We start from the raw sequence: 24,826 nt of genomic DNA on the forward strand, positions 1-24,826 counted from the left end.
TATTTTATATACCTTACTATAGTTTTTTAAGTAGAATAATATTGCTATTAATATGATTACTATCTTTAATAAAACTTATATCAACATGACTGACTTCAATACCGACATCTTTTGAGAGCGCAAGAAAAACATCAAGCAATAGATTAAAATCTGCGTTTTCAATGCTAACTAAAATAGAATCGTGAGTTAATTCACTCATTTCAAACTCAGAAAAGTGCCCACTAAATAACGCTATCAAAGCGTCATTAATGCTTTCTTCAGAGTGTTGAGCGACACTAAAATCAGAAAATCTTTTCATTTTATTTATATCAGCAAAATATGAATAACTCATGAGATTATCATTTAACAAATAGTATTCTTCCGATAGTCTTCTGCTTTCAAAAAAATAAAAAACAGCTAAACTATAAAAGATAACAGTCATAATAAAAACAGTGGACACTGCCGCATTTCTAAATGTAAAGTAAATAGATATTTTTTTAAAATTCATAGACAGCATTCAAATATAACATTGCTAGTTCTATCGTCATTAGATGTTTCACTAACATTTAAATATTTATTTTCTTCATTTATTAAATTTAATAGCATCTCACCCCTATCAAACCCATCTATATTAAAAATTATTTTATTATGTTCATTATTAAAAGAAATACTATTGAGAATAACATCTAACTTGTCTACAGACATATTTGCAGCATGCAACAAACTAATAAATTCTGGTTTAACCATACTATTCTCTTGTGAGTAAACCCCATAATTAACATTATCGTTATTCATATAGTGATGTAATAATGGATACTGAGCATGGAAAATTTGCAACGCTTCATTTAGCATATAAATATCTCTTAATATATTACTTCTATCACACCAAGAATTTAAAAAAACAAATATAGATAATAAAAAACACAAATAAATGGTTCTGGAAAAAGAATAGGTTTTAATCATCTGTTTATTATGCCGATGATATCGGCCACTCAGTAAATTTGCATTACTATTTTCAATGTTTTCTACCATAATGCGTAATACATCGCAATAATTTGTAGAATGCGAATTTACTTCATCACTATAAGTGGGGTTAAATGTATTACCATCACCAGAGAAACAGGACGATAAACATAACCTTTTAAATATATTATCTCTGAGTACAAAACCTGAAACCTCACTGTCCCTTGTTAACCATTCGTTATCTAGTTTTATTGAGAAATAATTATCACCATCAAATGGTAGTGTTAATACATCTGGTATCATAATACTGGTATCTATACCGACATCCTCTAACCATCCCAACCAAAGACTCATTAATTCATGTTCGACTGCGGTTACATAACAAAAATAATTGTCCGATTTTAATACCACTATATGAAAGCCATCTATATTACTAACAATGGTTGGTTCCATAGAAAATGCAATTGAGCACTCTTTATTTAAAACTTCCTGACTTATTAACTTAATTTTCCTAAAAATAATAAAACTCGATGAAACTAGAATTTTTACATCATAATGGAAAAATGAAGAAATGCTGTTTAATTCCGCATGATTATCTATTCGGCCACATTCTCTATTCTTGCCCTCTTCCGTTGTTGTATACCAATAGATGGGATCACTTACATGACTGCCGAACCTAATAATTAGTGTCCCCTCAAGGAGGCCAATACTCTTGCTATTATTCATTAGAAATAAGCCTCCGACGTAACACGGTAATATTTTTCCCTTTCCCATGGAAAAAACTGATCAACTGGTAATTACCGTCTTCCTTAACTAATTTAAAGGTAGACATAAAGTAAAATTCATCGTGCGAAAAATTCAACATCCTATTTTCTAGTAATAGATTTACCTTATTGATATCGACTGCTGATTTTTTTACAATAAAATTAAAGAATAACTCAACTGTTTCCCATCCTTTATCAGGCTTAGATAATATTAACTTCGAAGTGTCACTTTCGTTAATGGTATTCATGAGAACCGCTTGTACTAACTTGCCGTGTGTAAATTCAAGCATATTTATATTAATTAGTAATGTATTATCTTGCCTAGAGCAAAATAACGGTGCTATTTTCAAAAAATCCACGTCATTAATATTGAGTAATTTATTAATTGAATTACTCAATTGCAGAGAATCCCCCATATAATTATGATCATACTCAATACTCATTAGGCTCGGATTAGCAGGGAGATGGTTATTTAATTTTTCTATTATCTCATTGAGTTCTGACGACGTTATCTTGTTTAACTGCAAGATGTTTCTTAGCACTAACCACGGGTAAAGTACATTATTATCAATACTATCGGAGTAGTAATTAAGAGTATTTACATTAAAACAGTTGGTCATATCAATTAGTCTATAACTTATCTCTTGGTCATCTAACCTGATAATATTCAGCGGATTTAATAACAGTTCAGCAAGATCAATAGAATACTCCTTAGTTGAGCTTTTCTTTAAGATAAAATTTAAAAGTATACTTTCCGCGCCGAGTAACAACTGTTTTTCAAATTGTCTCCTTTTACTTTTTTCACCTACCAAAATAGCATCGGATAGATAAAAATAAGTTGTAGAAAGCATTATACTTATCAGAAAAACAGTAGATAAAACCAGTAACAGAGCAATACCGCGTTGTTGCACTCTCTTATCCTTCATTAAAGGGAATGATTTAATAGCATAATAACTCTTTTTACTGTTCCAATATTTTCTAGCTCAATAACCAACTCAACCCCCTCCGGTAGATAGGCTGACTCATTCCACTCCTTTTGCCATCTATTTTTATGGTAAGCCTGAATACGAAATGCAGTAACACCATCAAGAATTTTAGAAACTTGAAGTTGTTTTCCATCTAAATTATACGACAGCTTTTCCAAGCTATTATTGATTAACCGATACCCTAATACTTGTGATTGTTCATAATAAATCATGTCAGTACTAATACCAATATCACATAAAAGTAAAACCCCAAAGTCATCACTCTCTAAGAGAAATCCATCTATTTTAATACCATTAATAATCATGTTATTAACTTGTGGGGTAGAATATATAATTGTATGTGAGATATCACGTTCTAACATGCCAATAACTCGCTGTAATCTATTTATTTGTTTTAATTTCTTATTAACGTTAATGCTTACTTTACTGGTAACCGCTATAGTCTGGTAAACAATTAAACTTATCAGAGTAAAAATCATTAGAGCCAATAAAACCTCCAACAATGTAAAACCTTGGATGAATTTTTTATTCATCAAGAGCACGATATCCTTGCAAGATATAATCAGGAGTACGGCTACCTTCCTGACTACGAACTTCGACTGTAATGATGCCAATAGATTGAGTCTTTATTTCTCGTGATTGCCAATACCATACTTTATTACTCATAACATCATGTCCACGTAGCCAATTTTCAGTTTGAGCTATCTTTGCTAAATTAATTTCCGCTATAATATTATCTGCAACCCAAGAGGCCATTACTTTATCTTCTAATGTTTTCACTCGTATTAGTTGTTCACTCATAACAACCATAATACCTATGCCAACAATAGAAAAAATAGCCAGTGAGAGTATAGACTCTAATAATGTAAAACCCGTGCAATATCGCAAGTAACTACCTATTTATAACTCGATAAAATTGTATGATTCATTAGCTATTATCCTTTTCCCTCGTCACTAACGATGTTAACCAATTTCCTATATCATCGTCAGTCCCGACTTCTCGATCTGGCCCGGCAGAGAATATATCAATATCCTCATGTCTACCGGGGTTAATCATTTGATAGGGATTACCCCATGGATCTTTGGGCAATCGCTTAATGTAACCACTCTTAGGATAAACTCGAGGTATGGGTAAATCTGTCGGCTTAGTAACTAACGAAACAAGGCCTTGTGACTCAGTGGGATAATAACCATTATCCAACTTGTACATATCTAATGTATTCTCTATCGCGACAATATCGATTAATGCTTTTTGCTGGTCAGCTCTATTCTTATTAGACATGACACTAGGGATTGTTAGGCTAGCAAGCAAACCTAATATAATAATAATCACCATCATTTCTAATAATGTAAAGCCGTACGACTTAATATTTACCATAGATATCCTTAAATGAAAATTATAAAATCATGCTATTCATTTCCAATATTGGCTGAAATATTGCCAAAACAATGAAAAGTATAAATACAGCCATGAACAATATTATTATAGGCTCTAACAATGTTACAAATATACTTATCTTATTAACGAGATCTTGTTCTTGCATATCTGTTATTTTTTCCAAAATGACATTTAGTTGACCGCTACGTTCACCGGATGCAACCATATGTAACACCATAGGAGAAAAAACATGACTATTAGCCAAAGATACTGACAAACTACTGCCCTCACTGACTAATCTCACCGAATTTTCGAGTTGTTTTTTTATATATAAATTAGTCACTATAGCACCACTAATCTCCATCGACTTTATCAAACTAACACTATTTGAACTCAAGACAGTCATCATCCGTAAGTAGCGAGATATATTTAAATCAAAGATTACCTTACCCAGAACTGGTAACTTCAAATAATAAAAACCGAAAAACATACTTATATTCTTTATCTTAGAGACTCCATATACCCCCAAGAAAAAAGCAACAAAAGCCGTCATTACAAATAAGACATTTTCTTCAAACCAATGGCTACTTACTATAAGAATACGAGTCGATAATGGCAGGAGTCTATCATGGTCAGCAAACTGTTCTATTATATTTGGAATTATTACCGATAGTAGTATGACTATAACACCGATAGATATTGAGACTAAAATTAGCGGATATATCAATGCCTGAATTATTTTATTTTTTATCTTATATACTTGCTCAATATGGTCTGCAAGATTAGATAATACCACATTTAACTGCCCGGAGACTTCGCCAGCTGCAATCATAGATCTGTAGGAAGAATTAAAAACAGTCGGAAATTGTGATAGTGAGTCTGAGAGTGAATGACCTTCAAGAATTTTTTTCCTTACCTCATAAATCGCTCTATTGATATAACTCTTCTCACTTTGTTTTTCAATTAATTCTAGAGCTTCACTCAATGGAATCGCTGCATTGACTAAAATAGAAAGCTTTCTGGTAATTAAAACAAGTTCAACACTACTTATTGTTTGAAAAATACGCATAAATCGAGCGCGTTGACTTGTATGTTTAATTTTTATATTTAGTAAATACAACTTTCTTTGATAGAGCATATGTCTAGCTGTTAATATATTATCAGCCTCGACTTTGCTTTTTATTTTCACCCCTTGACCATTGATGGCTATATAACTAAATACAGGCATGTTTATCTTCTAAACTGACTCTCATGACTTCCTCTATCGTCGTGAGACCAGCCATCACTTTATCAATCCCATCTTGTTCTAGGCTATGTATATATCCCTTAGCCAAGAGATTTAAATCAAGTTCACTTTTACCTTTATAAATACCCTCACGAAAATTGTTATCGATAATCAGTAATTCGTGCAGAGCTATTCGCCCACGGTAACCTGCTTTATTACATATATCGCAACCTACAGCATGGAACCCAGATCCCTCCACGGGGATTTGGTCATTAATACAAAATTCTTGTAATATTTCTTGTGGGTAGAGGTATTGTTGTCGGCATTCGGTACATAATCGACGAACCAGTCGCTGAGAGAGTACCGCCAATAATGAACTTGATAACATGAATGGTTCAACCCCCATATCTTTGAGTCTGGTTACGGCACCAATAGCACTGTTGGCGTGTAATGTTGATAAGACTAAATGTCCGGTTAAAGAGGCTTGTACCGCTATTTGCGCCGTTTCTACGTCTCGTATCTCGCCGACAAGAATAACATCAGGATCTTGGCGCAGTATTGCACGTAAACTACGTGAGAAAGTCATATTAATTTTCGTATTAACCTGAGTCTGAGAAATTCCTTCTATATCAAATTCAATGGGATCCTCCACTGTCATAATATTTCTCTCGCGTGCATTTATGCCCATTAAAGCAGCATAAAGTGTGGTGCTTTTACCTGCACCAGTGGGCCCAACAATCAATATAATGCCATGAGGTTTAAGGACTAATGATTGCATTAAATGACAGTTTTTTTGTGACATCCCTAAAGACTCCAGATTTAGTTTAAGACTATTCTTGTCTAGTAATCTCATAACCACGCGCTCACCATGATTTACGGGTAGTACAGAAACTCTCACATCCAAAGTTTTCCCAGCTAAACTTAGTGCAATGCGGCCATCCTGCGGGATCCGTTTCTCGGCAATATCTAACTTTGCCATTATTTTTATCCGTGACACTAATAATAACGCCACCCGTCGCTGTAGTTCTAATATGTTTTTTAATACACCATCAATACGAAATCGTATAATAATTTTCTCTTCGAAAGATTCCATATGGATATCTGATGCCAGCTCCTTAATCGCCTCAGCTAAAATGGTATTGATTAGTTTTATTACCGGCGCTTCATTATTACTATCGAGTAAATCTTCGCTAACAGGAAGCTCACCATCAAATGAGTAAATAGCTATTTCATCACTTATCGAATTCATTATTTTATGCGATTGTATCGAGTTATTTTGATATACAGTCGCAAGACGATTATCAAACTCATCATCACTTACAAAATGAAGCCCAGCAGGTCTTTTCCCGACTCTGTTACCTTCAAGTATTGCCTCAAGAGAAGCTGATTTACGGCAAATAAGTTGGTAGCCCTGCTCAGCGGGTGATAAAACCACCCCATTGTCCTTTGCCCAACTAAATGGTAATGGCAAGAATTCAGCTTTATCTTGAGTCATAATTTACTCCTACTCGTTGATAAAAATTTACTATGTCATTTTTAAGCGTATTAAAAGCATCATTATTTATTTTATTCGATACTATTTCAATTGGACGTGTTATGTCAGAATTAAGAGAGTTCAGGTTACTATGTTCTGTATATTTATCTGCTGTCACTTGGCTATAGTCACCTGTATCTCTAAGTATTGTTGGCCGAATAAAGAGAATTAGATTACTTTTTTCAACCTTTTCTTTACTTTGCCTAAATAAGCCACCGATCAAAGGGATATCGCCTAGAAATGGCAACTTATTTATTACCTTACTAATTTTCTTATCTAGCAACCCACCCACGACGACTGTTTCTCCACTTTTAACCAATACTGCATTATTAACAACTCTCTTATTAAAAACCGAACCCAGACTGTTAGCATTAACATCTGAACCATCGGCTACACTTGATACCTCTTGCCGAATTTCCAACAGGACGGAATCGCCTTTATTTATCTGTGGCTTAACCTTTAACATGACACCTACGGATTGTCTTGAAATAGAATTATATACCTTGTCTGTTGCTGTTGTTTGCGTCGAGGTTAATACGGGAACCTCTTGTCCAACATTAAATTCCGCCTCCATGTTATCTAACGTAACAATGCTCGGAGTTGCCAAAATATTGTTATTTGAATTAGTAGCCAATGCAGTAAATAGGCCATTCCAATTTCCTTTATAAAATCCTGCGGTTAATCCAGCAATCGCCATTGGTATCGAGTTTTTAATATTATCATTCTCGCTTCGACTATCTAATTTCTGAAGAAAATTAACGCTACCATGCAGTTTATTAGCCCACTGGATACCAAGATTTAGTCCCTCTCCATTATGGGTTTCTACTATAATTGCCTCCACTAATACCTGCGCACGTCTTATATCTAGCTTTTCAATAATCTGGTCTAACTCTTTCATTAGCTTTGGATGCGCTGTAATAACTAAAGCATTTGTTTGGGTCGTGCCGCAGATTTAGTGGTAATGGTTAATTGTCAGATACCATCCGATGATCTTATCGTGCATTTCTTCTGATTTTGAGAAGCAGATAGTCTTGCGGGCTAACCGTTTGAGATGGGTTCGCAAGTTCAGATTATGTCGCTCTATCCTCTGGGTGTATTTCTTGCTGATAACATGACTGGTTGAGGACAATAAAGTGCGGTATACCGGCCAGGCATCGGTCATGTAGAAGGCAATGCTAAACTGGCTCAGCAAAACCAGAAGACGCTTTAATGTCAAAGCATTTCGCGGGCCAAATACATGGGCGATAACGCGCTTTCGGATGCGGTCATAGGCATAAAACAGCCAGCGTTGATTGCCTTTACAGCGGACATATGACCACTGCTCATCGGCTTCACAGCAGATAACCACCTCTGCGCTAGGCTCTACGTTTTGCGCTACCTGGTGCGGCGTAAGTTTTTTAGATGACGCAGAACGGTATTGAGGCTTATCCGTAGAACCCGTGCTGTATCGCGGCATCCGGAGCCGTTCATCGCCATATCAACGATGGCCTGATGGGTTTCGGGTTTAGCTCCGTTGTAGCGATAGCTGAGCTGGAAGGTCTTCAGGCATTGGTTACAGCGATAGAGCTGCGCCCCTGAGCCGGAGTGGCCGTTTCGGATAACCCCATGAGTTTCAGAACAGCGAGGACAAACCACATCAATCTTTGCCATCAATCATCCAAAGGGTAAAGAGTACACCAACACTAAGTTTGCGTCACGACCAAGACGGCAACACTTATATCAGGATCAATAAAGACTATGTCATTAATCAGTCAGGTGAACCGTATGGAGAATTTTTTTTGCTTGTATTTTCTGGCCAAGAAGATGAAGCAAGAAGTTTTTTGATCACCTCACAGGATGTTTCAGATAATTTCGAGGAAAAAGAAGTTAAAGGGAAGATGATTTTACAGACCTCGGGAGAAAAGATACTGAATAATAAAAATTTTGAGATTTTAAATAAGAGTATGGCGCTTGATAAAATAGAACACGCTATTAAAAAATCAGACTTCAAGCGTAATCGTCTGTTCCTGGGGGCAACCAATTATATAAAACTATGCCCCGAGCAAATAGAACATGATTTTTTATTACCACTGGATAATGGGTATGCAGATCTGAAAAAGGAATTTTTCAAAAACAAGAAGCGCTTACAATCTACACTTTTTAATATCGAAGATGTTGTTGAAGGGATGAATAACATCCTAAAAACATCCGATCCCGAGGAGGCATTTGATATCTATGAAGATGTTATTAGTCAGCATATAGGGTCCTCCACAGGAACCTATATAAGCTTCGAAGTTGATTTTTTTAATGACGAAGATTTCTTAGCAGCAGTTAAAAATCATAAAGAAAGATTATCCGCTATTCGCGAACTGGGCCTGGAAAGTAGCTATTTTTCTCTTCTGAAATCATATGAAAAATCAGTGGCAAAGCAAACTGCAAACCTGCAATTAAGTCAAGGAGACAAAGTGGAGGTAACTATTAAATACGACGCGAAGACATTAGAAAACCCATCCATAATTGTTTCCAAAACAATTTATGAAGGGAAGTGCCCCTTTGTTGAAATCAGCACTTTGGGTCATCAGAAGCTATATTTTTGCCCATGGAACTGGATTTCATACGAGATCGGGAATGGAAAAGAGGTTTTCCCTGAAACTCCTAATGACTTCGAACGACAATATATTAGTTCTAGTTGGAAATATCGTAGACCATTTCAAGTTGCGATAGATAAACTTCTAATTGGAGAGGATTTAATCTCGCCTTGGATGAACTAAAACTAACAATTAGCTCCGCCTGACCACATACTGGCTGTACCTACCATTTTACGATAAGTAAAACGTTAACGTCTGCTCCTGGCACAAAGCGGACCGCCTGAAGCGTTGCGAAGTCTGCTATGAGCGAAAGGTGTACGCCCGCATAGCGTTAACAGGCGTCCGATATTTTAAAGTGGGCAGATTACTTAACACGCTTCCCCGTTTCGCCAATGACTTTCTCACCATCCTCTTTGTTAAATGCTCCTTTCTGACGTTCCGGAATGATATCCAGAACCAACTCCGAAGGACGGCAAAGTTTAGTTCCCAGTGGCGTCACTACAATCGGACGGTTAATCAGAATCGGATGTTGCAGCATAAAATCGATTAACTGGTCGTCAGTAAATTTATCTTCTGCAAGACCCAGTTCCTCAAACGGTTCGACGTTCTTACGCAACAAAGCACGGACGGAAATGCCCATATCTGCAATGAGTTTGACCAGCTCATCTCGTGAGGGTGGAGTCTCAAGGTAAAGAATAACGGTCGGCTCATTACCGCTGTTGCGGATCATCTCCAGCGTATTACGAGACGTGCCGCAGGCTGGGTTGTGATAAATGGTGATGTTGCTCATATCAGTATCTCATTACAAAGTGAAAGAGAGACGTAGCGCCAGCGCAGCCAGCGTTACAAACATCACAGGCAGAGTCATGACGATCCCGGTGCGAAAATAGTATCCCCAGGTGATGGTCATGTTCTTCTGTGAAAGGACATGCAGCCAGAGCAGCGTGGCCAGGCTACCAATAGGTGTAATTTTTGGTCCCAGATCGCAGCCAATCACGTTGGCATAAATCATCGCTTCTTTGATAACGCCTGTTGCGGTGCTGCCATCAATAGAGAGAGCGCCAACCAGTACAGTGGGCATGTTGTTCATGATGGAAGACAGGAAAGCCGTCAAGAAGCCAGTACCAAAGGTCGCGGCCCAAAGTCCTTTATCTGCCAGCAAGTTCAGCACATCGGAGAGATATTCTGTTAGACCGGCGTTACGCAGGCCATAGACCACCAGATACATCCCCAGCGAGAAGATGACGATCTGCCATGGCGCACCGTGAAGCACTTTGCCAGTGTTAATGGCATGGCCTCGTTTCGCCACCACAAACAAAATGACAGCCCCTACAGCAGCAATCGCGCTGACCGGGATACCCAACGGCTCAAGGACGAAAAAGCCAACCAGAAGAAGGATCAATACAATCCAGCCGGTTCTGAAGGTTGCCAGATCTTTAATCGCCTTTGCCGGTGCTTTAAGGAGAGCCAGGTCGTAAGTCGGTGGAATATCTTTGCGGAAGAACAGATGCAGCATCACCAGCGTGGCGATAATAGCGGCAATATCCACTGGCACCATTACCGACGCGTACTCAGTGAAACCCAGCCCAAAGAAGTCTGCAGAAACAATGTTAACCAGGTTGGACACTATAAGCGGCAGGCTGGCCGTATCGGCAATAAACCCGGCGGCCATGACAAATGCCAGTGTCGTGCCTTTGCTGAACCCCAATGCCAGTAGCATGGCGATGACAATTGGAGTCAGAATCAATGCCGCGCCATCGTTGGCAAACAATGCCGCCACCGCTGCGCCGAGCAAGACGATATAGGTAAACAGCAAACGCCCCCGACCGTTACCCCAACGAGAAACGTGCAGCGCCGCCCATTCGAAAAAACCGGATTCATCGAGCAGCAGGCTGATAATAATCACGGCAATAAAGGTCGCCGTCGCATTCCAGACGATATTCCACACAACAGGGATATCACCAAAATGGACTACGCCAGAGATCAACGCCAGTACTGCGCCCAATGTCGCACTCCAGCCGATCCCTAATCCCTTCGGTTGCCAGATAACCAACACGATGGTCAGGACAAAAATAGCGCCTGCCAGTAACATAAAACCTCCAGACAGGACGGCTCTGCCGCCCTGTGTATACAAAAAAATTAAACTGCCAGCTCTCTGAGTTTCTCGATGCCAGTGGGCTCTGATGCCAGTACGGGTACTAACGCTATGCGGCTTGCATGCTGGTTCTTCACAGCCTCGATTTGAGGAAGCTCTTGTCGGGCGCGCTGGCAAAGCAGTGGTGAATGCGTCTGTGCAATTGAAAGGCTGTTATTGATAATCCAGCCCCAGGGATGAATCCCCGCACGCTCAAGATCAGACTGCAGGTTTGCCGCTTCCAGCACCGGTGTGGTTTCAGGCAGAGTGACCAGCAGGACTTTGGTACGCTCCGGGTCCTGAAGCTGCATCATCGGAGTGGTAAAATGACCTTTATCCCCCATCTTCCTGGCAATCTCACGGTGATAAGCCCCGGTAGCATCAAGCAGTAATAACGTATGCCCGGTAGGTGCTGTATCCATGACCACAAACCGTTTACCCGCTTCACGAATCACCCTGGAAAAGGCCTGAAACACGGCAATTTCTTCAGTACAGGGAGAACGCAAATCCTCTTCCAGTAGCCGTTTCCCTGCTTCGTCCAGATCTCTTCCCTTCGTCTCAAGAACATGCTGGCGATAGCGTTCGGTTTCATCATGAGGGTTGATGCGGCTGACCTGAAGGTTTTTGAGGCTGCCGTTCAGCGTTGTACTCAGGTGCGCAGCAGGATCAGAGGTCGTGAGATGCACGTCAAATCCCATGTCTGCCAGCCTTACGGCGATGGCAGCAGCCATCGTGGTTTTCCCTACGCCACCTTTGCCCATCAGCATAATCAGGCCGTGTTCACTGCGAGCGATATCATTGACCAGGCCAGAGAGAGATAAGTTTTCAGGCGTGTACTGGATGTTCGTTACCGGGAGCGGTAATACCTCAGAACCGGTATCCAGCAGTCCCTTCAAGGCTGAAACACCAACCATATTGACTGGCTGTAGTAATAGGGTATCTGTCGGTAGCTCAGATAAATCGGCAGGAAGATTTGCCAGTGCCTCCTGCTCACGTTGCCATATCGCAGCGGCCAGGGCGTCATGTTCAGCTTCGGTTTTAGGCAGCACACCATTAATAACCAGGTACTGGTTTTTCAGGCCAATTGCAGCCAGTTCTTCATGGGTGCGGGCGACTTCCTGCAGCGTAGATTTTTGCAGTCGTGCAACCAGAACCAAGCGGGTACGTTCAGGATCGGATAACGCCTCTACCGCATGGGCATACTGCTCACGCTGCTTTTCCAGCCCGGCCATTGGGCCAAGACAGGAAGCACCATCCGGATTACTTTCAATGAAGCTACTCCATGCACCGGGAAGCTGGAGAAGGCGAATCGTGTGGCCCGTTGGCGCTGTATCAAAAATGATGTGATCGAAGAGGGTCAGCAGGGAAGTGTCTGTTAGCAAGCCAGTAAATTCATCGAACGCCGCAATCTCAGTCGTACAGGCTCCTGAAAGCTGCTCGCTGATACTGGTAACAACGTCATCAGGCAGAAGACCTTTGATAGGATCAACGATTCTGGCGCGGTATTGTTGAGCGGCTTCCTGCGGGTCAATCTCCAGAGCGGAAAGTCCAGGAACTACTGTCATAGGGCGAATGGTGTTACCGATAGCCTGGTCGAATACCTGTCCGACATTCGAGGCAGGATCGGTACTGACCAGCAAAACCCGCTTACCCTGTTCGGCAAGGCGGATAGCCGTCGCGCAGGAAATGGAAGTTTTTCCTACGCCTCCCTTACCGGTAAAAAACAGATAAGGCGGGATGTTCTGTAAGAATTTCATATGTCCTCCTGACATATCAGCAACAGGAAGTATTACCACCACAGCAACTGGTGGGAGCTAACCCTACCCTCTCCAGCGGTATACCAAACCAGCGAGCTATCTCAGCACGTTTTGGGTATCGCCCTGCCATCACCGTTTCACCATCCAACAGCAGTAGCGGAAGCCCTTCTGCTCCAGATGCTTCTAGGAATGCTTTCGCTTTCTCGTTCTGAACAAAGCTCATAGGCTGCTGTGCCAGATTGTAACGTTCAACCTGTACACCACGTCCTTTCAGCCACTGCACATCAGCAGAAAAATCAACCAGAACCTGATCGACATCTGAGCCACATACGCCGGTACTGCAGCACATTGCCGGGTCAAACACCGTTAACGTCTTCATTCTGAACACATCACATTCGTAAAATCATATATGTTCAGGCAAATTTTTTAGATGCAAACAGCCTTACCGCTACCAGAGCAGTTTGCCGATGCCAGCTTACGGGCGATGGCCTGTACATCGTCCTGTTGGCTTAACCAGGCCTGCTCAATCACCTGAGCGGCCCAGGAAGGAATATGCGGGGATAAGCGGTAGTGAACCCACTTGCCCTGTTTGCGATCCAGCAAAAGTCCACTTTCCCGGAGCATTGCCAGATGGCGTGAAATCTTGGGCTGAGACTGTTCTAGCGCAGCGCAAAGGTCGCACACGCACAGCTCTCCCATCTCTCTGAGCAGCAACACAATGCCCAAGCGGGTTTCATCGGAGAGATTTTTGAAGAGTTGTAAAGATGAGAGCGACATTATGACTCCTTTGCTGTAAAAACGTAGGGTACTCTTCACCCAAAAAAAATCAACCACACATCCGAAAAAACGAATGTGAACTCTCGGTGGAACAATCAATACTGTGTACTTCATTAATCAAACAACGATATGACCATCATTGATGTACGGAAATATCTACCGCCCAAAGCAAAGACGCCAATTTCATTCAACTTCATGAAGGGTTAGAAAACATCAGTTATCTGGTTCTTCCACTGATCCTCAGAGAGATATCGTGGCTTCCATTCCAGACCTTCCCAGCCACAAACTAAAAAGGAAATTGCAAATCGCTCATCATAATTTCCGATTAAGTTGGTTCCAACGTCAACCTTAACCACCAAACCAAGAGACTGAAGATACCCAATGGCTATCATTACTTCCTGGTAATTTATTGATAGTCTTGTTTTTATTGTTTTTAATGTTACAGAGGAATGCGAGCATCCGCGGGAACGCACCATGAGTAGGTACAAAAATAACCTCAGCGCATTAAGTTCGTGAAGGCTGCGGTTAGTCATAGACTCAAAGGCCGTGATTCTATTTTTTTCATCAATGACTCCTTTAAACGGTAGCTTACACCAGTGTCCATTGGCAGAGCTAAACCTGGCAACCCTTCGGACCCCATCTTTCCGTTCACAATTCAGCAAAATATACTTCTTCTTCCGATCACCAGAAACCTCAATAGCTTCAGAGTGTTCCAAGAAACGCAATCCATCGCTAACCAACTTTCTGCTCAATGAACAGAGTTGCGAAATCTGATCATAGGTGAGGTTAGCACTGTAAATACCATTTTCATCAATCTCAGATTTTAAGCAAATCAACATGAAGATTTTCAACGCCGATATACCTTGAGATATTTGGTTTTTTTTTAATTGTTTTAAGAGACCGCAATCTCTCATGATGTAGTAAGGCATTGGTTTCCATAGAAAATTCATATCACTTACCTACAACTATTGAGTAGACAAAAAGAAGGATGGCTATTGAGAGAGCCAACTTAGTGAGATCGTCAGAAATCACTGCTAACCTTTCAAGTAGTTTTACCATATTTTCCAATGACATACACACACCTCGCATCGAAATATTATCGCGTTTTTTCGAAGTATGCGCCGTTACTTAAAAGACTAAAAGTCTTTTAAGTAACATCTTTCTAGAAGAAAGCATAGAAATAAAAATATATTAATCAATTAGATAGTTCATTTTTATAGTTCACGAAGATACCATTACAGTTCATAAAGTACTGCTTTTTATAAATTGAGTATGATTCTACGGTAACTTGCCGGGGTATATTGCATCAGCTTCGAAGGTAGTGCGGAAACCCTTCATGAGGCAGCACCCTCTCTATGTGCGGATCTTTCCTTGAGCACAATCACAAACACATTTGTAATGGCATTGCACACATGGCAAAAAAACAATCTTCCTTTAGAAGGTTGCATCTGGATGATGAGAAATTGACGCCTCTATCTCATTCTGATTTGAAAATGCTTTTAAAAATTCATAAAACCATTACTATCAATAGGTTATTGAACAAACTTGGTGGTGTTATGTACCTGAAAATTTTGAAAGTATGGAATTTCCGAAAGTATGGCTCTTCGGAGGAGATTGATCTAAACAAACCAAATTTATGTTTGCACCTTAAAAAAGGCCTTAATGTTTTAATAGGTGAAAATGACTCAGGGAAGACAGCGATAATAGATGCTATTAAACTGGTTTTAAAAACACATAGTTTTGAATGGATCAAAGTTGACGAAAATGACTTTTATAAAAATACAGACCGACTTAGAATTGAATTAGTTTTTGACGACATGGAAAAAGAAGCCCATCATTTTAATGAATGGGTAGAATACCATCGTGACGGCGATAAGATACATCCTTCTTTGACGTTATCTTACGAAGTATATAAAAAGAATGGAAGGATAATACAATCAGATATAAATGCGGGAAGTTACAACCAAGGGAAAGCACTTAAAGCTGAAGCAAGAGAGTATTTAAAAACAACATATTTAAAACCACTTCGCGATGCTAACTTTGATTTAACTCCTAAACAAAACTCTAGACTATCACAAATACTTAAAACTCATGCAGCCTTTAATAACAAGGACAAAAACCATAGACTCCTTGATCTTTTTATAGAGTTCAACACTAACGTATCTCTTTATTTTGAAGGGAAAGATTCTCAAGGTAATATCATTCCAGATGACAGCAAAGGTAAGGAATTAAAAGATAAAATTGAGGGGTTCGCCAGGGATTTTATTGATGAATCTATATCGACTAATTTTGAAGTAACCCCAGCCAACATCAAATCGATTTTAGAAAAGTTAGCTCTGAAGATACAAGATGGCATTAACCCTGGCCTTGGGACATTAAACAAATTATTTATGGCTGCAGAGTTACTTCATTTAGAGGAGAGTGATTGGTCTGGATTAAAACTATGTTTAATTGAAGAACTAGAAGCACACTTACATCCCCAAGCTCAAATGAAAGTTATTGAATCATTACAAAAACATAATGACATACAAATATTAATTACATCACACAGTCCAAATCTCACATCTAAAGTTCACTTAGAAAACTTAATTCTTTGCCATTCTGGAAATGTTTTCCCTTTAGGGAAAGAGTATACAAAGCTAGATGTAGAAAATGGAGATTACCTGTATTTAGAGCGTTTTCTTGATGTCACAAAATCAAATTTATTCTTTGCCAAAGGGATATTAATGGTGGAAGGTTGGTCTGAAGAAATCCTCTTGCCAGCGATAGCAAAACTTCTAAAAAAACAAGGGGTAATTACGAAAGATTTTACTGATGCGGGCATAGCTGTTGTCAATGTTGCCAGCGCAGAATTCATACGTTTTAGTAAGATATTCATTAGGAATAAGGAACCGCTGATTCCAATACCCGTTGCAATAATCACAGATGTTGATGTTCGAGCCTTCGAAAGAAAAGTAATTAATGAGGATAAAGAAGATAAAGCAAAAAAAAATGAATATGATTATATAAAAATAGATGAGAAAATAATTGAAGAAGAATCAACAAGGAAAGTAATTGAAAAAGAGAATGAGTTCAATAGTCAAAATGTCAGAGTATTTGTAACAAAGCACTGGACTTTAGAATACAGTCTCCTAAAATCTCCAATTTTAGGCGAATACTCAAAAAAAGTCCTTTGCGATATGCACAAAAATATCAACAAAGATGATATTGAAAAAGAATTAGCAATAAAATTATTCAATAAAAGCCTATGTAAGACAGACTTTGCATATAAACTAGCTCAAATAATTGATCCATCCTCTGAAAAACACGATCATAGAATAGTCTTACAAGAAGATGACAGATATATCTCTTCGCTGATTGAAGGAGTAAAATATGTCTGTAATTAACATAAGTGATAATGATATTTTATATGCTGAATCCATTCTATTAAAAAATGGAGATCGTTTTGATCAAGAACGTAAAGATTTCATCAAAAATTTGCAAACGATAGATTTACAAGCAGTACCGGGCAGTGGGAAATCCACAGCGTTACTAGCAAAACTTCTTATACTAGAAAGATATATGCCATTTTCAGATGGCCGGGGTATTCTGGTAATTTCCCATACAAACGCTGCAATTGATGAACTTAAAAGTAGAATTGGAAAGTATTGTCCAAAACTTTTCACCTATCCTAATTTCATTGGAACTATACAAAGCTTCACAAATACTTATCTAGCAGGTCATTACCTGAAACTTAGATTTAATACTCAATTAAGAATAGTTGATGATCAACAATTCATTGACTCATTAATTAAATATTACACGAGAATCAAATGGGATGACAATTATGGAAAGTTAGCAAAGTTTTTTTACGGTAGAAATATCAAAGAAGCTAAACGACTCGGGAAAATCCTTGGTAATGAAGACAGTAAAAGTATAAATAAAATATGTGAACTTTTAATTGAAGAAAACATTAAAAAATTACACTTTGACTTTATAGAGAGAAAATTTGGTCGTGCCGCAGATTTAGTGGTAATGGTTAATTGTCAGATACCATCCGATGATCTTATCGTGCATTTCTTCTGATTTTGAGAAGCAGATAGTCTTGCGGGCTAACCGTTTGAGATGGGTTCGCAAGTTCAGATTATGTCGCTCTATCCTCTGGGTGTATTTCTTGCTGATAACATGACTGGTTGAGGACAATAAAGTGCGGTATACCGGCCAGGCATCGGTCATGTAGAAGGCAATGCTAAACTGGCTCAGCAAAACCAGAAGACGCTTTAATGTCAAAGCATTTCGCGGGCCAAATACATGGGCGATAACGCGCTTTCGGATGCGGTCATAGGCATAAAACAGCCAGCGTTGATTGCCTTTACAGCGGACATATGACCACTGCTCATCGGCTTCACAGCAGATAACCACCTCTGCGCTAGGCTCTACGTTTTGCGCTACCTGGTGCGGCGTAAGTTTTTTAGATGACGCAGAACGGTATTGAGGCTTATCCGTAGAACCCGTGCTGTATCGCGGCATCCGGAGCCGTTCATCGCCATATCAACGATGGCCTGATGGGTTTCGGGTTTAGCTCCGTTGTAGCGATAGCTGAGCTGGAAGGTCTTCAGGCATTGGTTACAGCGATAGAGCTGCGCCCCTGAGCCGGAGTGGCCGTTTCGGATAACCCCATGAGTTTCAGAACAGCGAGGACAAACCACATCAATCTTTGCCATCAATCATCCAAAGGGTAAAGAGTACACCAACACTAAGTTTGCGTCACGACCGAAAATTTCAAGTTTCAGGTGAATCAACCATTCTATTAAGTGACGAAAAAAACTTAAAGTTCAATGGATTAGAAATGTTATTCACTGATACATTCAAAAATGGAATTCTGTCTTACAGATACGCTTATCTCTTCGCCAATGAATTTATCACTACATATCCGAAAATAATTGATACCATTGGTAATAGATTTCAATATGCATTTGTAGATGAAATGCAAGATATGGACGCATTACAATATTCTCTTTTAGAGAATTGTCTTCATAATGGAAAAACAGTTTATCAACGCATAGGTGATAATAACCAAGCAATTTACAACACAGATAATGAAGAAAGTATAAACTGGGTTGGACGCCCCTCAACCTTAAATATTCAAGGCAGTCATAGACTTAGCTCACCCATTGCAAATGTTGTAAGTAAATTATCCCTTACACATGCCATAGTTATAGGAAATAATAATCAATCAAAAATAAAACCAATTATTCTATGTTATCGAAGTAAAGATATTAAAAAAGTCATACCAAAATTCAATGAGCTTTATGATTGTTATTTAAACTCAGGCCAAATCCCTAAGCTTGATAACCCGCTAAGAGCAAGCATTGCTTGGGTTGCAAAACCAAGGGAAGATGACAAACTATCTCTTGTAAACTTTATAAATATAGATAGTTTACCAGAACCAAAATCAAATGACTTAAATACATTGCATGACTATTTCCTTATATTATTAAGAAAAAGTAATGTGACAATAAGCGACATATGTGATTCATTAATAAATTCAACTCTATTTCTGCTGAAATCATATAGTATCAAAGATGCCAATGGTTATTTTCACACAAAAAAAACATTAATTGAATACATTAAAAAATTAGACGAAAAACATTATGAAAATTTAAAAAAACTTCTATATAGAGTAGCAAATAAGTTCATTCTGGGTGATGAAGTATATTTTGAAATGTCTAAAAAAACGATCATCTGGACATTCAAAAAGATTTCTGAAATTGATATTCAAGACGATAATTTCTTTCTGCAAGATGCAAAAAAAATAATAACCGCAACTCCTATCATTAAAGAAACACGTACTAAAAAAAATTCAGAACACTATACAGGTACAATTCACTCTGTTAAGGGACAGACACATTCCGCCACATTATACTTAGAAACTTATTACAAAAAAAACTATGAATCCTTTGTTCTAAAAGAGTTTTTTGAAGGCAAGAATTGTGTTGATATAACTAACAGCATTAAAGATGAGATTGATAAAATAGAGATTGAAATCACAAAATTAAAAAACGGACATGGAGAAAAAACAAGAAAAGCAAAAATAAAAACATTGCAAGCAAAAATAGTGTTAATTGAACGTTACGCAAAAATGATGTATGTAGGATTTTCAAGACCTCAGCACCTATTATGTTTTGCCATAGATGAGTCTAGGTTCAATCAATTAAAAATAGATACTGCATTATGGGATGTAATTAATGTATGAGTTTTATTTCTTAATACCCCCCCATGTATTTCATCAAAAAAACACATGTTTAGTAGGGCCGATTACGGCCCTGAGCTCTTGTAAACGCCCCTTAATCTATTTAAAAACTTAGATTGGAAGTAAAGATAGCTTGTAAAAATAATACACAATTAAAAAACCTCCTTTTATGAATGGTCCTTAGCCATTGCAATGGTGCGGTACTAGACAAGAAATAGTTATGGGGCACACTTTAAATTATTTTGCTATAAATTCCGCATACCACTGCATCATCTCCCTCCTACCCTCCAGATATTGAGCATGGTTATACGTTCCACGAATTGAGTTCTTATCGACGTGAGCCAGTTGTAGCTCGATCCAAGCTGAGTTAAATCCCTGCTCATGCAAAATGGTACTCATCGTGTGGCGGAATCCGTGCCCTGTAACGCGCCCTGCATAGCCGATGCGCCTTACCAACACAGTCAATGCCATATCACTCATCGGTTTCTTAGGATTATTACGTCCTGGGAACAGCAACGCTCCTGCTCCCGTCATGGGTTTAAGCTGATTAAGTAGGTCAATTGCCTGGCTTGATAATGGAACCAGATGAGGGCGGCGCATTTTCATTCGCTCTGCTGGTACGTTCCAAACCTTCCGCTCAAAATCAAACTCCTGCCACTCCGCTTGCCTCAATTCCCCAGGCCTTACTCCAGTCAAAATAAGTAATTGCATCGCTATTTTAACAAGTACACTACCTGCGTAGGTGTTCAGAGTTTGAAGAAACTCTGGCAATTCATCCTGGGTCAAAAATGCATAGTGCTCTTTCTCATGGGGAGCTACGGCGCTGGCTAGATCAGGTGCTGGATTGTACTCAGCTCTGCCAGTCACAACGGCATACTTCCAGACCTCTCCACAACGCTGGCGAACCTTACGGACCTTCTCAGTTGCTCCTCGAGCTTCTATCTTTGAAAGAACAGCAAGCAACTCCATCGGTTTGATACCTTTGATTGGTCGGTGGCCGATATAAGGAAATACATCCTTTTCAAAGGTTCTCAGCATTTCTTCGCGGTAGGAGACAGACCAGCGGTCATAGCGACGCTGATACCACTCCCGCGTGATAGCCTCAAATGAGTTTTCTGCGTCTTGTTGACGACTAAGTTTCTCAATTTTTCGTTCAAGAGAAGGATCGTTACCTGCGGCTAATGTCCTTTTAGCATCCTCACGCTTACTTCTGGCTTCAGCTAAAGAAACATCGGGGTAAACACCTATAGCGAGGAGTTTCTCTTTACCTAACGAGCGATATTTGAGACGCCAGTATCTTTTACCGTTCGGATTAACCAGTAGGTAAAGACCACCACCATCAGCCAGTTTGTAGGGCTTCTCTTTGGGTTTTGCAGTTTCAACCTGACGAGCTGTCAGCTTCATTGGGGGTACCTCTCAGCAGGGGGTACAATTATACCCCCATCCATACCCCCACATTGAGCTTGACCCTGGGGGAGTACAATTGAGTTCAATAGACTAATAGAATGCTATAACTGCTGATTTATCAAGGAAAAGTTGAGTTTGGTAGACTTCAGGGGAGTTGAGTTTGGAGCGGGCGAAGGGAATCGAACCCTCGTATAGAGCTTGGGAAGCTCTCGTTCTACCATTGAACTACACCCGCTTCGGTGTGCGGTTTGCATTATAACCGGTTCTTTGGCGTGGGCAAGCGAAGATCTAATCTAACCGCCGGTATTTTAAGCGATTAGATTAAACAAAGTATAATCACTGCTATTTTTACCAATAAAAAGGGCGCCGGAGCGCCCTAATAGATTCACTGTTGGCCGGAGTCTCTTATTTTACCGGACGCATTGCCGGGAACAGAATAACATCACGAATTGTATGACTATTAGTAAACAGCATCACCATACGATCGATACCAATGCCCAGACCTGCTGTTGGCGGCAAACCATGCTCCAGCGCAGTAACATAGTCCTCGTCGTAGAACATGGCTTCGTCATCGCCAGCTTCTTTAGCACTAACTTGATCAGCAAAACGCTGTGCTTGATCTTCAGCATCATTCAGCTCAGAGAAACCGTTACCAATCTCACGGCCACCAATAAAGAACTCGAAGCGGTCAGTGATAAACGGATTATCATCATTACGACGTGCCAGCGGAGAAACCTCAGCCGGATATTCAGTGATGAAAGTTGGCTGAATCAAATGGCTCTCGGCGGTCTCTTCGAAGATCTCGCATTGAACACGGCCCAAGCCCCAGCTCTTCTCAACCTTAACACCCAATGACTCGGCAATCGCCACCGCTTTGTCCATATCGTCTAAGTCAGCCACATTAGTTTCTGGGCGATATTTGCAAATGGCTTCTTTCATGGTCAATTTGGTAAACGGTTTACCAAAATCGAAGGTCTGATCGCCATACTGCACCACACTGCTACCCAATACTTTCTCAGTTAGAGTACGGAATAACTCTTCAGTCAATGCAATCAGGTCTTTGTAATCCGCATAAGCCATATAGAGTTCCATCATAGTGAACTCTGGGTTGTGACGCGGTGAAACCCCTTCATTACGGAAGTTACGGTTGATTTCGAACACACGTTCAAAACCACCAACAACCAAACGTTTCAGATACAATTCCGGCGCGATACGCAGATACATATCAATATCCAGCGCATTATGATGAGTCACAAATGGACGCGCTGAAGCACCACCAGGAATCACTTGCATCATAGGCGTTTCGACTTCCATGAAGCCTTTTTCCACCATGAAACTGCGAATACCTGACATTACTTGCGAACGAACTTTAAACGTATTGCGGGATTCGTCGTTAGCAATTAAATCCAGATAACGTTGGCGATAACGCGTTTCCTGATCAGCCAAACCGTGGAATTTATCCGGCAGCGGGCGCAGTGCTTTGGTCAACAAACGCAATTCACTACAGTGAATCGACAGCTCGCCAGTTTTGGTTTTGAACAGCTTACCGCGCGCACCCAGGATATCGCCCAGATCCCATTTTTTAAATTCTTCGTTATAAACGCCTTCCGGTAGGTCATCACGGGAAACATATAACTGAATGCGGCCACCAACATCTTGCAACGTCACAAAAGATGCTTTGCCCATGATACGGCGAGTCATCATACGGCCAGCAACAGTCACTTCAATATCCAGCGCTTCTAATTCTTCATTCTCTTTGCTGTCATACTCAGCATGCAGCTGGTCAGAGAGATGCTCACGGCGGAAATCATTAGGGAAAGCAATCCCTTTATCCCGCAGCGCAGCTAATTTTTCCCGACGAGCTTGTAACTCACTATTGAGTTCTTGCGCTTGCTCAGCGACTTGTGGTTTTTGCTCTGACATCTCAGTTCCTCATAGCCCGGCTTTCAAACTTGCTTCAATGAATTTGTCCAGATCACCGTCCAGTACCGCTTGCGTGTTGCGTGTTTCCACACCGGTACGCAAGTCTTTGATACGAGAGTCATCCAGTACATAAGAACGGATCTGGCTACCCCAACCAATGTCAGATTTATTGTCTTCTAGCACCTGTTTATCAGCATTTTTCTTTTGCATCTCAAACTCATACAGCTTCGCCTTCAGCTGTTTCATGGCTTGATCTTTGTTTTTATGCTGAGAACGGTCGTTCTGGCACTGAGTTACGATATTGGTCGGAATATGGGTAATTCGCACCGCAGATTCCGTTTTGTTGACGTGCTGACCACCGGCACCGGAGGCGCGGTAAACGTCAATACGCAAGTCAGCCGGGTTGATTTCGATATCAATATCGTCGTCAACTTCTGGATAGACAAAGGCAGAACTGAATGAAGTGTGACGACGCCCACCGGAGTCAAACGGGCTTTTACGTACCAGGCGATGCACGCCAGTTTCAGTACGTAACCAGCCAAACGCATAATCGCCGATGATCTTAATGGTGGCTGACTTTAAACCCGCGACATCGCCATCAGATTCTTCAATAATTTCGGTTTTGAAACCTTTCGCTTCAGCCCAACGCAGATACATGCGCAGCAACATGCTGGCCCAGTCCTGAGCTTCAGTGCCACCAGAACCCGCTTGCAGATCCAGATAACAGTTGGCGCTATCATATTCACCAGAGAACATCCGGCGGAATTCAAGTTGACCCAGCTTGCCATCAAGGACATCTAATTCGGCAACAGCTTCATTAAATGTCTCTTCATCGTCAGCTTCGATAGCCAACTCCAGCAAACCAGTCACGTCTTCCATGCCTTGATCCAGCTGATCAATAGTGGTGACAATCTCTTCCAGCGCAGAACGTTCTTTACCCAGAGCTTGAGCGCGCTCAGGTTCATTCCAGACGTCGGGCTGTTCCAGCTCGGCGTTTACTTCTTCCAGTCGCTCTTTCTTGGCATCATAGTCAAAGATACCCCCTGAGAACGGCGGTCCGATCAGACAGGTCCTGAATTCGGTTTTTTACCGGGTTTATTTCAAACATGGTTTAAAGTCTTACGTTAAGTCGTAGATGACGGAATGTCATTAGAACCGATAATTCTAACGGATCTGTACGACGGTTTATAGCAAGTTGAC

23 protein-coding genes, 1 tRNA gene and 1 pseudogene are annotated in these 24,826 nt (G+C 40.2%); 4 read left to right on the forward strand and 21 right to left on the reverse strand.

Translation table 11 applies throughout. The features are described 5' to 3' along the window. Nucleotides 1-16 precede the first annotated feature (16 nt). The 10 genes and pseudogenes from D5F51_RS17375 to D5F51_RS17420 form a co-directional block, all read right to left on the reverse strand. A complete protein-coding gene (locus tag D5F51_RS17375; RefSeq protein WP_129198099.1) occupies nucleotides 17-487 on the reverse strand; it encodes a hypothetical protein in 471 nt (156 codons plus the stop codon). After that, entirely contained in the window at nucleotides 484-1,668 is a 1,185-nt protein-coding gene (gspL, locus tag D5F51_RS17380) for a type II secretion system protein GspL (protein WP_129198101.1), read from the reverse strand. The genes D5F51_RS17375 and gspL overlap by 4 nt, the downstream gene beginning before the upstream one ends. After that, nucleotides 1,661-2,617, reverse strand: coding sequence for a type II secretion system minor pseudopilin (locus D5F51_RS17385; RefSeq protein ID WP_245994813.1), 957 nt, complete (start codon nucleotides 2,615-2,617; stop codon nucleotides 1,661-1,663). The genes gspL and D5F51_RS17385 overlap by 8 nt, the downstream gene beginning before the upstream one ends. 14 nt (nucleotides 2,618-2,631) lie before the next feature. Further along, complete coding sequence (gene gspJ, locus D5F51_RS17390) at nucleotides 2,632-3,225, reverse strand: type II secretion system minor pseudopilin GspJ (RefSeq protein ID WP_129198103.1); 594 nt, start codon at nucleotides 3,223-3,225, stop codon at nucleotides 2,632-2,634. Continuing rightward, the gene (gspI, locus tag D5F51_RS17395; RefSeq protein ID WP_129198105.1) at nucleotides 3,218-3,580 is read right to left on the reverse strand and encodes a type II secretion system minor pseudopilin GspI; all 363 of its coding nucleotides are present in this window, start codon (nucleotides 3,578-3,580) and stop codon (nucleotides 3,218-3,220) included. Before gspI ends, gspJ begins: the two co-directional genes overlap by 8 nt. A gap of 40 nt (nucleotides 3,581-3,620) precedes the next feature. Next, on the reverse strand, nucleotides 3,621-4,070 hold the full coding sequence (gene gspG / locus D5F51_RS17400; RefSeq protein WP_129198107.1) for a type II secretion system major pseudopilin GspG: 450 nt from the start codon (nucleotides 4,068-4,070) through the stop codon (nucleotides 3,621-3,623). A 19-nt stretch (nucleotides 4,071-4,089) separates the two neighbouring features. Then, complete coding sequence (locus D5F51_RS17405; protein ID WP_129198109.1) at nucleotides 4,090-5,298, reverse strand: type II secretion system F family protein; 1,209 nt, start codon at nucleotides 5,296-5,298, stop codon at nucleotides 4,090-4,092. Continuing rightward, nucleotides 5,285-6,790 (reverse strand): type II secretion system ATPase GspE, encoded by a 1,506-nt coding sequence (gspE, locus tag D5F51_RS17410; protein ID WP_162301775.1) that lies wholly within the window; start codon nucleotides 6,788-6,790, stop codon nucleotides 5,285-5,287. The genes D5F51_RS17405 and gspE overlap by 14 nt, the downstream gene beginning before the upstream one ends. Continuing rightward, a pseudogene (locus D5F51_RS17415) lies at nucleotides 6,777-7,766 on the reverse strand (type II secretion system protein D); the annotation flags it as partial. The pseudogene D5F51_RS17415 and the gene gspE, both read right to left, overlap by 14 nt. Before the next feature lie 15 nt (nucleotides 7,767-7,781). Continuing rightward, a protein-coding gene (locus D5F51_RS17420; protein WP_100273935.1) for an IS1 family transposase occupies nucleotides 7,782-8,479 on the reverse strand; the annotation gives its coding sequence in 2 pieces (ribosomal slippage) (nucleotides 7,782-8,221 and nucleotides 8,221-8,479; 699 coding nt in all). 128 nt (nucleotides 8,480-8,607) lie between these two features. Here D5F51_RS17420 and D5F51_RS17425 point away from each other — a divergent pair. After that, the gene (locus tag D5F51_RS17425) at nucleotides 8,608-9,579 is read left to right on the forward strand and encodes a hypothetical protein (protein ID WP_206197184.1); all 972 of its coding nucleotides are present in this window, start codon (nucleotides 8,608-8,610) and stop codon (nucleotides 9,577-9,579) included. A 181-nt stretch (nucleotides 9,580-9,760) separates the two neighbouring features. Here the strand turns inward: D5F51_RS17425 and arsC are convergent, their stop codons facing one another. From arsC to D5F51_RS17455, 6 genes are all read right to left on the reverse strand, one after another. After that, on the reverse strand, nucleotides 9,761-10,186 hold the full coding sequence (arsC, locus tag D5F51_RS17430; protein ID WP_046449094.1) for a glutaredoxin-dependent arsenate reductase: 426 nt from the start codon (nucleotides 10,184-10,186) through the stop codon (nucleotides 9,761-9,763). Between the two features lie 12 nt (nucleotides 10,187-10,198). Beyond that, nucleotides 10,199-11,488, reverse strand: coding sequence for an arsenite efflux transporter membrane subunit ArsB (gene arsB / locus D5F51_RS17435; protein WP_129198111.1), 1,290 nt, complete (start codon nucleotides 11,486-11,488; stop codon nucleotides 10,199-10,201). A 47-nt stretch (nucleotides 11,489-11,535) separates the two neighbouring features. Then, nucleotides 11,536-13,287, reverse strand: coding sequence for an arsenite efflux transporter ATPase subunit ArsA (arsA, locus tag D5F51_RS17440; RefSeq protein ID WP_129199435.1), 1,752 nt, complete (start codon nucleotides 13,285-13,287; stop codon nucleotides 11,536-11,538). A gap of 16 nt (nucleotides 13,288-13,303) precedes the next feature. Continuing rightward, nucleotides 13,304-13,666, reverse strand: coding sequence for an arsenite efflux transporter metallochaperone ArsD (gene arsD / locus D5F51_RS17445; protein ID WP_047660533.1), 363 nt, complete (start codon nucleotides 13,664-13,666; stop codon nucleotides 13,304-13,306). Nucleotides 13,667-13,713: 47 nt separating this feature from the next. Beyond that, complete coding sequence (arsR, locus tag D5F51_RS17450; protein WP_123267964.1) at nucleotides 13,714-14,064, reverse strand: As(III)-sensing metalloregulatory transcriptional repressor ArsR; 351 nt, start codon at nucleotides 14,062-14,064, stop codon at nucleotides 13,714-13,716. A 203-nt stretch (nucleotides 14,065-14,267) separates the two neighbouring features. Then, entirely contained in the window at nucleotides 14,268-15,014 is a 747-nt protein-coding gene (locus D5F51_RS17455) for a hypothetical protein (protein WP_245994815.1), read from the reverse strand. Nucleotides 15,015-15,476: 462 nt separating this feature from the next. Here D5F51_RS17455 and D5F51_RS17460 point away from each other — a divergent pair, with 462 nt between their 5' ends. Further along, nucleotides 15,477-17,450 (forward strand): ATP-dependent nuclease, encoded by a 1,974-nt coding sequence (locus tag D5F51_RS17460; RefSeq protein ID WP_206197185.1) that lies wholly within the window; start codon nucleotides 15,477-15,479, stop codon nucleotides 17,448-17,450. Next, nucleotides 17,437-18,129, forward strand: a complete 693-nt coding sequence (locus tag D5F51_RS17465) for a UvrD-helicase domain-containing protein (protein ID WP_129198114.1) — start codon at nucleotides 17,437-17,439, stop codon at nucleotides 18,127-18,129. The genes D5F51_RS17460 and D5F51_RS17465 overlap by 14 nt, the downstream gene beginning before the upstream one ends. On the opposite strand, the gene D5F51_RS17470 is transcribed toward D5F51_RS17465, so the two are convergent. Beyond that, nucleotides 18,070-18,767 (reverse strand): IS1 family transposase gene (locus D5F51_RS17470; RefSeq protein ID WP_100273935.1). Its coding sequence is split into 2 segments (ribosomal slippage): nucleotides 18,070-18,509 and nucleotides 18,509-18,767, totalling 699 coding nucleotides; the frame shifts between segments, so codons are not numbered across the junction. The two genes, D5F51_RS17465 and D5F51_RS17470, sit on opposite strands and share 60 nt — an antisense overlap. 125 nt (nucleotides 18,768-18,892) lie before the next feature. Between D5F51_RS17470 and D5F51_RS17475 the strand changes: the two genes are divergently transcribed. Continuing rightward, on the forward strand, nucleotides 18,893-20,299 hold the full coding sequence (locus D5F51_RS17475) for a UvrD-helicase domain-containing protein (RefSeq protein ID WP_129198116.1): 1,407 nt from the start codon (nucleotides 18,893-18,895) through the stop codon (nucleotides 20,297-20,299). A gap of 234 nt (nucleotides 20,300-20,533) precedes the next feature. Here the strand turns inward: D5F51_RS17475 and D5F51_RS17480 are convergent, their stop codons facing one another. The 4 genes from D5F51_RS17480 to prfB all read right to left on the reverse strand — a co-directional run bounded on the left by D5F51_RS17480 (nucleotide 20,534) and on the right by prfB (nucleotide 24,734). Then, nucleotides 20,534-21,700: a tyrosine-type recombinase/integrase gene (locus D5F51_RS17480; protein WP_129198118.1), complete on the reverse strand. Its 1,167-nt coding sequence runs from the start codon at nucleotides 21,698-21,700 to the stop codon at nucleotides 20,534-20,536. A gap of 164 nt (nucleotides 21,701-21,864) precedes the next feature. Then, nucleotides 21,865-21,938: transfer RNA gene (locus tag D5F51_RS17485), tRNA-Gly, on the reverse strand. 170 nt (nucleotides 21,939-22,108) lie between these two features. Further along, on the reverse strand, nucleotides 22,109-23,626 hold the full coding sequence (lysS, locus tag D5F51_RS17490; protein ID WP_025377106.1) for a lysine--tRNA ligase: 1,518 nt from the start codon (nucleotides 23,624-23,626) through the stop codon (nucleotides 22,109-22,111). A gap of 9 nt (nucleotides 23,627-23,635) precedes the next feature. After that, nucleotides 23,636-24,734, reverse strand: a protein-coding gene (gene prfB / locus D5F51_RS17495; RefSeq protein WP_100273850.1) for a peptide chain release factor 2 whose coding sequence is annotated in 2 segments (ribosomal slippage) — nucleotides 23,636-24,658 and nucleotides 24,660-24,734 — 1,098 coding nt in all. Because the reading frame shifts where the segments join, the coding sequence is not laid out codon by codon here. Nucleotides 24,735-24,826: the final 92 nt, after the last annotated feature.

This window comes from Yersinia hibernica, from assembly GCF_004124235.1.
Lineage (GTDB): Bacteria > Pseudomonadota > Gammaproteobacteria > Enterobacterales > Enterobacteriaceae > Yersinia > Yersinia hibernica.